This is a genomic window from Prevotella conceptionensis 9403948, assembly GCF_000312305.1.
GTDB lineage: Bacteria > Bacteroidota > Bacteroidia > Bacteroidales > Bacteroidaceae > Prevotella > Prevotella conceptionensis.
On record NZ_HE999448.1, the window covers coordinates 216589 to 218762 of the forward strand.

Sequence of the window (2174 nt, forward strand, 5' to 3'; positions counted from 1 at the left end):
GGCGGGGTTCGTCCTAGCGAGCGCGGATAGGCCAGCTGCAGTCCCTGTTGGTCGGGCGTTTCGGCCTTGTCGGCTCTTTTGTTTCACCTCCTAGCGTGGTGTTGCCTATGCCGAAGAAGTGTTGGTGCATCATGAGGGTGGAGCTGTTCTCGTCGGGAACGCTTACGCCCTCCTTGTCTTTGGTGAAGGGATAGGTGGAAAACTGGTGGTTGATGAGCATTCCGTTTTGGACGTAGTATTTCAGTTCCAGCCCATAATAGATGTCTGGCGATGCCACCACGTCGAACTGGCGGCGTTGCGTGGTGACGGTCATTTCGCCATTGTCGTCTTTGGCGATGTCTATTTCTTGCGTTATGGGTATCACGGTGGTGTCGGCGGCCACGTGATAGGTGTTGTAAACCCTAACGGAATCGTCGCCATTGGGCCCCACGCCGATAATTCCGCCCTTGTATCCCATTCGCAGGATGGCGTGTACGCTGTATATTTGGTCGTGCCCCTTTACGTCGCGTTCGATGGACGAAGGGGGCGCTTGCACGATTTTCTTGAAGAAATCGTCCACTTGTTCGTTGGTGCAGCTTGCCGAAAGGGCCGAAAGTGCGATGGCCATTGCCGCTGCTTTAAGGTGTATGCGTTGCATGATGTTGTCGCTTTTGTTGCGTTATATGGAGAACGTTAGGAATTAAAATTTAAAGAGTGTCCTGATGGAGAAGTTGGCTCCACGTTCGTGTGCGTAGTACCTAAATCGGTCGGTGTACTCCTTATAAAGGTTGTTCAGGATGTTGTCGCCCACGAGCATGAGTTTCAGCTCGCGGTGTTGGGGCATGCGCAAGGCCACTTCGGCCGTGCCGTTGAGCAGGAAGTAGGGGTCGGGCGAGTCGCTTACAAGGTCTTTGTCGGGGTCGAACCGTGTTTGTTTGGTTACGTATATGCCCGAGAGCGACACCGTTCCGCGCCATTTCCCGCTTTTGTCTATGGCGTGCGTGTAGGTGGCCGAAAGCCCGTAGCGGTCTGAGGGCATGAAGGGCAGCCAGTCGTCGCGGGTGATGTTTCGCGCAAACATCCACTCGCCCTTTGCCACGAGCGATAGGCCTTCCATGGGTTTGGCTGTGGCTTCAATGTCGCCGCCCATGAGCCGCACGTCGTCTTGGTCGTAAATAAACTTGGGATACTTGCCGCTGGGATGGTTGTGAAAGCGGTTTTTGCCCGTTCCGATGTGGTCGTATATGTAGCTGTTGATGCGTTGGTAGAAGAAACTGGGCTCTACGTTGAGCCACGTGTTGCGGTATCGTGCACCCACAACCGACTTGTAACCGCGCTCGCTGGCCAGATGCCTGTTGCCCACCACCCAGTACGAGCCTTCTTGCAGGCCGATGGCATAAAGCTCATTGATGTCTGGCGGACGCCACGACCATCCGATGTTTGCCCTTACGTCCCAGTTGTCGTCTATCTGGTAATGGCCTGCAAGGCTGGCCGTGAAGTTGCTGTAAAGCTTAAAATCGTCGTAGTAGGTGTAGTTGCTCAGGCTGGTGTAGCCGTTAACCGACATCACGCGGAAGTCGTAACGCATGCCCAGCGCCATTTGCAACCGCCCCCATTCGGCCTTGTGCAGGAAGTAGCCTCCCATCGAAAGGGCGGCGAAGTTGGGCACGAAGGCCGGCTGTTTTGTCCCTGGATAGTTGTAGTTGGTTTGGTAAGTGTTGGAAAGGCCTGCGTCGGTGGACATCTTCCACAACTTCCACTTGGCATGCCAAAGCACGTCGGCCTTGTAGGTTTTAAGGATGAGGTCTTGCACGGGTATCCAGCTCCACTGCGCTTTCTTGCGGTTTTCAAACTCTTGGCGGAGGTTCTCTTGGAACGAGAGGGTGAAATCAATCTGATGGCTGGGGTTGAGCCGCCATTTCACTTCGCCTTTCAGGGTGACATGCTGCGACTGTTGGAAGGGCGGTTTTATCTCGTACGAGAAGGGTTGGATGGTCTGTGGGTCGGGCCGGCCATACTCAAATCGTTTCACCAGCTGGTCCAAGTCGCTCACTTTACTGGCATAGTAGATGCCGCTACGCTGATAATAAATGCTGGAGAAGAGTGTGGCCGTAATGTGTTTTCCCTCAAACCCCACCATGCCCGACAGGCTGATGGTGTTGTATCCCGTGTTGTTCAGGCGGTAGTCGGCCGTG

The 2174-nt window shown here is 54.6% G+C and carries 1 protein-coding gene and 1 pseudogene; both read right to left on the reverse strand.

Annotated features, from left to right (window positions below):
* Nucleotides 1-637: pseudogene (locus BN93_RS10230) on the reverse strand (hypothetical protein); the annotation flags it as partial.
* A 42-nt stretch (nucleotides 638-679) separates the two neighbouring features.
* A partial coding sequence (locus tag BN93_RS10235) for a TonB-dependent receptor domain-containing protein (RefSeq protein ID WP_044260431.1) occupies nucleotides 680-2174 on the reverse strand: 1495 nt, incomplete at its 5' end.